3 protein-coding genes and 1 tRNA gene are annotated in these 9,710 nt (G+C 33.7%); 3 read left to right on the top strand and 1 reads right to left on the bottom strand.

Annotated elements, in window-relative coordinates:
* From ACMFKV_RS00405 to ACMFKV_RS00395, 3 genes are all read left to right on the top strand, one after another.
* Positions 1-2,153 (top strand): Vomp family autotransporter (locus ACMFKV_RS00405; RefSeq protein ID WP_413154208.1); only part of this gene is annotated, 2,153 nt, incomplete at its 5' end.
* 530 nt (positions 2,154-2,683) lie between these two features.
* Entirely contained in the window at positions 2,684-5,482 is a 2,799-nt protein-coding gene (locus tag ACMFKV_RS00400) for a YadA-like family protein (RefSeq protein WP_413154207.1), read from the top strand.
* A gap of 1,287 nt (positions 5,483-6,769) precedes the next feature.
* On the top strand, positions 6,770-7,366 hold the full coding sequence (locus ACMFKV_RS00395) for an invasion associated locus B family protein (RefSeq protein WP_336287565.1): 597 nt from the start codon (positions 6,770-6,772) through the stop codon (positions 7,364-7,366).
* Positions 7,367-8,325: 959 nt separating this feature from the next.
* On the opposite strand, the gene ACMFKV_RS00390 is transcribed toward ACMFKV_RS00395, so the two are convergent.
* A tRNA-Gly gene (locus tag ACMFKV_RS00390) sits at positions 8,326-8,400 on the bottom strand.
* Positions 8,401-9,710 lie beyond the last annotated feature (1,310 nt).

Here is a 9,710-nt window from a genome sequence, read left to right as displayed (position 1 = left end):
ATGCTGGTAATAAAAAGATTACAGGGTTGGCAAATGGAACTCTAGATAGCGACGCAGTTAATTTAGGACAGTTGAATAATGCTATCAAAAATGAAATCGGAGCAGGGTGGATGCTTTCCGTTAATGGGACGGATAGTACGATTATTGGGTCGAATAGCAAGGTTAATTTGCAAGGATTTACTGATGATTATGAAAATAAACTAAATGTCAAAATAACAAGAGATAATGAAAATAATATAACATTTGATTTGGCTGAGCACATTCAGGTTGGTCGTGTTACAACAGGGCTTAGCAGTATGAGTAATGCTGGTTTTATGATTACAGGTGGTCCAAGGATGACTAAAGGTGGGATTCATGGAGATTTTAAAACAATTACAGGGGTAGGAGATGGTGTACTCGAGAAAGATGCAGTTAATCTTTCACAGTTGAAAGGAGTAAAAAAAGAATTAGAAAATTTAATAGCTGACAGTATGGGTGATAATGGTGTAAGCAATAATATCGTTGAGTACCATGAGGCAAGTACAGCAGGTGAGAGTTATATCTCTATCGGTGCAAAAAAAGATGGTGTTATAATCAATATTGCAAATGAGGATAAACAATCTCGGAAAATTTCTGGTGTTGCGAATGGTATGCTTTCAGCAAATTCAACAGAAGCAGTGAATGGTTCACAGCTTTTTGAGGTTGATACTAAAGTTAATGTTCTCAGTACTGAGGTTACGGAGCTTAGTGATTACTTTGATGAGGTGCAGCAAGGTGCGCTTAATATTGCTAAACATATATCGCTATATCTTGGTGGTGGTGCAAATGTGCTAGAAGGTATTGCACCAAATTATAATATTCAGGGTAGGATATACGATAATGTGGAAACCGCTTTTAATGCTGTCGATACTTCTTTAACAGGTATTTATGACTTGGTTTCCAATGTGATAGAGAATGACCTTGTTCAACAAAAAGACAATGACAGCCCTATCACCATTGGTAAAGCGACAAATGGACTGGAAATCAATATTGCAAATAGTAAGGAACAAGAGCGAAAACTTTCTGGTGTTATGAGTGGAGAGATTTCTCTAACTTCAACAGAAGCAATCAATGGTTCGCAGCTTTATTCAATGGGTACTCAGCTTGCTGCTTATCTTGGCGGTGGTGCTAAGTATGAGAATGGGCAATGGATAGCGCCTAGTTTTATGATTTCTCAATTCAATTCAGATGGTAGTGTTAGTAAGCAGCAGTATCAGAGTGTTGCTGATGCATTTGGTGGCGTTAATGATAGTATGAAAAATATAAATGATCGTATTAATGAGGCGACAGACAAATTTGATTCAGATGTTGTCCATTGGAATCATGATAAAGGAGCTTATGACGTTAGTTATAATGGTCAAGCTGGTAAGATTACCAATGTAGCCAAAGGTGAAGTTACACAAGATTCAACAGATGCAGTGAATGGAGCACAGCTTTGGGAAACGAACAATCGTATTGATGGTGTTGAAAAGGATGTTCAGCATCTTGAAAATAGGGTTGACAATATTTCGAATACGATTGCTGATATTGGTGGTTTAGTTACTGATATTGAGAATAAATTTGATGATTTTGCCGATGGGGTTGTTAGTTATGACAAAAATGAAGACGGTGAAAAGACAAATAAGATCACTTTAGCAGGAGGCGATGAAAGTGAGCCTGTATTAATTGACAATCTTGCTGATGGTAATATTAAAAAAGGATCAAAAGAAGCAGTAAATGGTGGACAGTTGCATGATTACACTGAACAGCAAATGAAGATAGCTCTTGAAGATGCAAAGAAATATACAGACCAACGGGTAAACAATATTGTTGTTGATGCCATCGATGATGCTGTTGAAAAGTCTAAACAATACACAGATATGAGGTTTGATGTTTTAAATTATGGTATAGAAAATGCACGAAAAGAGGCAAGACAAGCTGCAGCTATTGGATTGGCAGTGTCTAACTTACGTTATAATGACACACCTGGAAAACTGAGTATTGCATTTGGTACCGGTATATGGCGTAGTCAGTCTGCATTTGCCTTTGGTGCTGGCTATACGTCTGAAAATGGGGATATCAAGTCCAATTTATCTTTAACGAGTTCTGGCGGTCATTGGGGGATAGGTGCAGGGTTTAATTTTACACTGAACTGACAGTGAATAAAATACATTAGTAAAAAATTGTTCGCCCTTGTCTTGATTAAAGGCAAGGGCGAAATTTTATTTTCAAAAAAATATTTACACTGAATATGAGTCTCATAATAACGCTACAGACTCAGTTTTTATAAAAATATTCCAATATTTTTCCACTTTAATAGAAAAACTTTACTATTATTGTACCTTGCATTGTATGCAACAAAAAGAAATCTATTATGATTTGTTTTAAAATAAATATTATTATTACAGAAAGAAATAAAATTAAGGAAGTTTATTAATAAGTTATTATGAAATAATGACTTTTGTTCACGAAAATTAAAAAATATTCTATTAGTTATTTTTAAATTGTAAATTATATCTTTTTTTGTATTTATTTAATGAGCTTTTTAGTTTAAAGACTCATTACGAACAAAACATACTACGCATAAGCGCAGAAATTTAAGATTCCGTACACAGTTACAAGAGAGTGAAACTAGCGGCAAAATATATCTTTTATGTTTTTAATATATTTTGATTGGGGGGATTTCATGAAAAAATCATATTCAATAAAAAGTTTGGTTAAAGCAGCTCTTTTGAGAACTACAGGAGTTATACTCTTATCGAGTGCATCTCCTGTTTTTGCTGCAAATTTTGCACCAACAAAACAACCTATCTTAAATATAGATAGTTCTCATACACTTTTTACTCAAAGTAGTCATGATAATATTGTTTTCACTAATTATTACGACCACTGTGGTGTAGATAGAGTTATTGGTTGTAAAGGCAATAGTTTAAGTTTTGATAAAGCAATAATTGCAGATACGATTACTCAACAGTTAAAGTGGACGGGTGATGATCTTGTGAGCGGGAATGGTAATTATTTTGTGGTGGCTGATGTTATTTCTGATGCCATACATGATGCTTATAGAATAAAGAGGACACCAGTTTTTTGGGATGAAGATGCGCGGGCATTAAGAGGGGCTGAAGTTTCTGTTAAATCCGCTACAGTAACATGGGATGAAAGTAGCGTTTATATTGGTTTAAATGCAACAGCACGAAGTGAGAATAGCGTTGCTTTAGGGATGCAGGCATCTGCTATAATGGCATCATCGATAGCTCTTGGGTCTAATGCATTAGCAATTGTTGAAGGTGGTATTGCTTTAGGTGAGATGTCTATAGCTCGTGTTGGACGTGGTGTACTAGGTTATGATCCTTTAACAGGTGTTAGCACAGCTAATAACAATATTGTGTGGAGAAGTACTAATGGTGCTTTGAGTATTGGTGATATTGAAAGTGGAGTAACACGGCAAATTGTAGGGGTAGCAGCGGGAAGTGAAGATACCGATGCAGTAAATGTTGCGCAGCTAAAAGCTCTAAGAGAATTGGCTGTAAAAGGGTGGCAATTGTCTGTTAACGGAGAATATCCAACACATGTTACAATAGATGATTTGGTAGATTTTTCGGCTGGAAGTGAAAACTTCATCATTACAAGAGGCGATGGAAATCATAAAATACAGTTTGATTTAGCGAAGGATATTACACTCAATAGTGTAAAGATAGGAGGTAATACCTTAGATGCCACTGGTTTAGTGATGATTGATGGTCCAAAAGTGACGATTGATGGTATTAATGCTGGCAATAAAGAGATAGAAGGCATTAAGGCTGGAGAACTTTCTCAAACCTCAAAACAGGCTGTTAATGGTTCCCAGCTTTTCGCTACTGATCAGAATGTTGCTAAGATTGCTGAAAATGTATCAAAATATTTCGGCGGTAGTGCGGATATATTGAATGGTGTTGCACCAACTTATACGGTGATGGGTGAGACATATAGAGATGTTGCTTCTGCGTTTGCTGGGGTTAGTGATTTTCTCACGGATATGGAGAATGGTGGTACTGTTGGCAATAAGCTTTCGAACGCTTTGTTGTGGAGTGATACTGATGAAGCTTTTGTTGCTCTACATGGAAAAGGAGAGGAAAAAAGTAATAGCAAACTTAAGTATCTTCTGGATGGAAGTATCTTTGAGGGTTCAACGGAAGCCATAACGGGTAATCAGCTTTATTTAATGAGCAATAAACTTGCTGCGTATTTAGGCGGTAGTGCGGATATATTGAATGGTGTCGCACCAACTTATACGGTGATGGGTGAGACATATAGAGATGTTGCTTCTGCGTTTGCTGGGGTTAGTGACTTTCTCACGGATATGGAGAATGGTGGTACTGTTGGCAATAAACTTTCAAATGCTTTGTTGTGGAGTGATACTGATGAGGCTTTTGTTGCTTTACATGGAAAAGAAGGAGAAAAAAGTAATAGCAAACTTAAATATCTTCTGGATGGAAATATTGCAGCAGGTTCAACAGAGGCTGTAACAGGTAATCAGCTTTATTTGATGAGCAATAAGCTTGCTGCGTATTTAGGCGGTGGTGCTGGATATATGGATGGTCAATGGGTCTCTCCAAAATTTGAGGTTGCACAACTCAATAACGCGGGTAAATCTGGTGAAAAGAATGTCTATAATACTGTTTCAGATGCTTTTGACGCTGTCAGTGATGGTCTGTTAAGCGTTAATGATCGTATTAATGATCTTGAAAATAATATTCCATCTAATGGTTTGGTTTGGGATAATGATAAAGGTGCGTATGACGCTAGCCATAATGGAACATCTAGTAATATTACCAATGTAGCCAAAGGTGAAGTTAACAAAGGTTCTACGGATGCAGTGAATGGAGAGCAGCTTTGGGAAACTAACCAGAAGGTTGATAGTGTTGCCAAGAAAGTAGACGATATAGATCAAAAAATAAAAGATGTTGAAAATAAGGTCGTTGATGGTGCTGTTACTTATGATAAAAACTCAGATGGTACAAAGACCAATACTATTACCTTGGCTGGCGAGAAAGAAGGTGATCCAGTTGTGATTGACAATGTTGCTAATGGCAGTGTTGAGATAGGCTCGAAGCAGGCAGTAAATGGAGGTCAGTTGAAAGAAAAGACAGACTTTGTTCTTAGTAGTGCGAAAGAATACACAGATAATAAAGTAACGAGTATCATCAGGGAAACTCAATCCTATACAGATATGAAGTTTGACATTTTAAATTATGGTATAAAAAATGCACGAAAAGAAGCAAGGCAAGCTGCAGCTATTGGTTTAGCTGTATCTAATTTGCGTTATAACGATACACCAGGCAAGTTAAGTATTGCATTTGGTAGCGGCATATGGCGTAGTCAATCTGCATTTGCTTTTGGTACTGGATATACATCTGAAGACGGAATTATTCAGTCTAATATATCAGTTACGGGATCTGGAGGACACTGGGGAATCGGTGCAGGATTCAATATGATGCTAAACTGATAAAAATACATCTCTAAAAACCTACTTGCCTTTGCTCTTATTGACAAAGGCAAGAAAGTGGTTCTGGTTCTATCAACAAAATATACTATTTATATAAACTATCCTCTATAGCTTCTATAAAAAGCAATCACTGCTTGTTGCTATTTTGGTTAATACCCTATATATAATATAGCTAAGATGACCGAATTTAATACTTATTATGATTGCAATAAAATAAGCTGTTAAAAAATAAATCCCTTTTTATCTTTCACAAACACTTAAGAAAAACCATTTATTTAATTTTTCATAAAGCAAAAATGTCCGTTTTTATGTTTTAAATATGTTGTTATTAGAATACGAAAAATTTATATTCGAAATATATTAAATTAAAGTGGTTTCATTGGGAGTTACGGTATTTATATTTTTATCAAGACTTTTATTTTGCTATGAATTTTGCGATAACAGGGGCAAAGAATTTAGGCGACAATGATGTTGGTCAGGTGAAGTATAATAAACGTCCCACAAAATAGAATGAGAAGATTTCTAGTTACGATACTATCGTTTTTACGGGTGATGATGATTTTGTGGTACAGATAATGTTATTGGTTGTGAAAAGTCTAATATTGATGAAACTGAGACAAGAATAACTGCAGAAGAGCAGTTTAATAGATTTATTGAAAGTGCACAGTTCGGAATTAGAAAGCATACATTTTATGCACTTTATGGCATAACTGAAGAAGTCATGAGTTTTATTGCTAAATCTCTGCTTATAATGAATTTGTTTATTGAGCTCAATTTATTATGAGACGCCAGAATCTGAGTTACCAGAATTAATGAAAATGGATCAATTTTTATTAGCAATGCTTTTGATAATTGTATCGCATCAGATTTAAAAGAAACGGTAAATAGGAAAAAGTTGTAAAATTACATAAAAAAATAGATTGGAGGCTATTCTCGAAGGTGCAAAAAATATAGATGAGCAAGTCAACAGTATTGTAAATGATGGTAGTAATGAGGCTAAATTATACTGATATGAAGTTTTAAGTGTTAAATTTTGTCATTGAGTGCTTTCAGAAAGAGGCGATACAAGTTGCGGTTATGAGTCAGGTTTATATCTAAATTATATTACAAGTTCCAGAAAGTTCGATATTTCATTTGATAGTGGTATATAGCATAATAGCGTAGTTAATCTGCATTTATTTTTACACGGGTTATACATTTGAAAGTGGAATATTTGTTCCAATTTATCAGTAACCAGTGCAAAGAGCGTTTAGGTCTGAGGGAGGGGTAAAGTGCCTTAAGATTAAAATGACGATAAAAAAAAGTAGTAAGATTATAAAAGAACGAAATGTTTTAGTAGAAATTTTTCTTATACTTTTCTTATTAGGCAATGGTGAAAGCTTTTCTAATGAAAACGATGATGCGTATACGGTGCATCCACCACAATTGTCCGTTCCTAGGGGAGGGCCTGGTGAAACACGCCGAATCATTATGCAGTTTTATAATTGGACTTTGATTTGTGATGAAAAAAAATCACTTCATCAAGGTATATGTAATGTGACGCAGACTGTCCATGATCAAAGGGGTAATACTATTTTTAGTTGGTCTCTTGTTTCTACAAAAAATGGTCAAGCAGTGATGCTTTTTCGAACATTGCCAAAAGCTGATACGAGTGTTCCTATTCAAATATTTGTGGATGGAGTTAAAAAGCCTATTCTTATTCATTATAAAGAGTGCAGCCGAATAGTCTGCTTAGCGCAATCACCAGTAGAACCAATTTTAACTGGGCAAATAGAGAAAAACAAAGATGTGCGCATTTCCTATAAAATGAAAGAAGGAAAAATATTTTCTTTCATTGTACCATTTAAAGGACTTAGTGCAGCACTTTACTCTTTACAAAAATAGTTTGTAAAGGTGGTGTATTTAATTTTCAAATCTGCATGGAGTGCAGTGATTAAACGGTTTGATAAAGTATAAAGATCGTTTATTTGAATATGGTGCATTTTGTAATCATAAAATCATTATTTTTCGTAGATGTTCATAAAGCAGATTGCGTTAATTTTTAACAGTAAAAAAAAATCACTTAAATAACTTATAAAAATAAATGAGAATAAGCAAAAATATTCACTTTTCTTGAACAAAAAGGAAGAAAATTTTATTTTGTTTTTATAAAAGTTGAGATGGGTTTTTAGAAAAAATTCAATTCAGGATAAATAGATATAACCTTAATTGCTATAGTAGCTGTGATTGAAATCGTATAAGCTTTTGTTTCCCTCACAAAATGCTATTATATGTAAATGCAAATGAGAGTAGTGCCTTGAAGTATAAATTCATTTTTTTAATAAGATCATTTAAATGGGGAAGTCATTCATAGTCTTCTTTTTCATTATCAAAGCGCAATATGCCTTCAGTCTTTTTTATAATAGAGTTTCTTAAAAACATGTTCAGGGTGAATTATACAAAAAGAATCTGGCAAATTATAAAATAGGTGCCAGCACATAAATGATTAATTTACAATTCCAAGTTCATCAAGAGAAGTATGTTGTTGTGGAAAATTTTTTAATAGGTAACGTATTTTTCAGCAGTCTGAATGACGATACTAAATAAACTCCAGAGGCTTGAAAAATAACTGATATTTTTCCGATATTAGTAACTTCATAAAACTGTAACATGTCGTGTCAATAATAAGTAGAATATTGTCACATTTTCTCATTAATTATTAGTTAGAAAATAGGAATGCTTCTTGTTTTTTTATGGTGTGGTACACGCTATCCATTGAATTACATATTAATGCAATCACTTTTAATTTTGAAAAAATAAATTAGCGCAAAACCTAATAGCAGGCTACAAGAAAATAAAATTTATGGAGCGGGCGATGGGATTCGAACCCACGACCCCAACCTTGGCAAGGTTGTGCTCTACCCCTGAGCTACACCCGCTCAATATATTTGGAACATATTCCACTTTAAGCACTATCTGTATGGCGTAGGCTTATCTGAATTGCAACAAAAAAATAATATTTCAGTGTAAATTTATTTTTTAATATTAAAAAAATGGAAATAATGGTTAATTTTAAGTCCTCTTTAAAAGGACGTATATTATAAATTCAGAAAAACAAAACCACGTTACATCCTCTGATGCAGCAAGAGTTACAGAGAGGAGGAGTACCATAAGCTTTTATCTACTATTATGGTCACTTTTCATTATGTTTCAAAATGGTTTTTCATCCTTAAAGCTTAATTGCGAATCTATATTGCGTTATGAATGCGACAAAAAATATTTTTATCTTTTCAGTTTTGGCAATTTTAAGAGTTTTTAAGGTGGTCATTTTAGATATTTTCATCATTTTTGAAACATAGAGGCAATATGTTCTTCACTAAAAAACTTTGTTACACAATTCAAAATAAAGAAATCCATCAACTGTTATACAGCATTCTATAAAAGTTCAGATAATACTAGATTGCTAACGATAAAATTTCTATTTTCTATAAAATTGAAGTGACAAAATACAGCGTTGATATTAATTAATTTTATATCAAAATATAAATATTAATGTAAATATTTAGTGACTTTATCTTGATTATTTTTAAGGTAAATGGAAAGCACTTTGCCTCAAGTTAGGTCAGTGTTGAAACATTTGCATAACAAAATATGAAAGGAGGAAGTGAAAATGTTCGATGCAGTATCATTATTACGTGGGCAGGAATATTATCGTGAGACTACTCATAAGAGTCATTTATTTTAAGCAGTTTTTCAAGAGGCTTGTCGAAAAAAATACAGCTAATTTTGGGTTTAAAGTTGCTATTTTTTTTATGTGTTTTCTTAGTTTAAATCGAATCGCGATGGGAATGGATCACTATACAGTAAATAAGTTTGAGGCAGGATATAATATAATGAATCATAATACAGAAGAAGTGGATTATAGTACAGTCAATAAAATAAGTGTAAGATGTGTGGTTAAGAGTTGTTGAATTAACGTGTTCGTTTAAAAGACGCAAAAGCTATTAATATTGCATTTTTTTTGTTAAGGCACTATAAAATTTATTCCAAGGAAATAGATGAAATTTTCTGATACAAATTTAGTGTATTCCTTCGGCTTCAATAAATGCTTTGATACCCTAGAATAGTGGAAATGCTTGATAAATTAGGTAATTGGAGCGTGTAAAACGGCAATGTTATTTGAAAAAATTGAGTTCTTATAGCAGAGCGTTTTTACTTTTCTTTAGTCGCGCTGTTACTATCTGAAAAT

Source organism: Bartonella propinqua (assembly GCF_047263965.1).
Lineage (GTDB): Bacteria > Pseudomonadota > Alphaproteobacteria > Rhizobiales > Rhizobiaceae > Bartonella.
The sequence above is the reverse complement of the archived record's forward strand: the minus strand, read 5'-3'. Positions and strand labels throughout refer to the sequence as shown.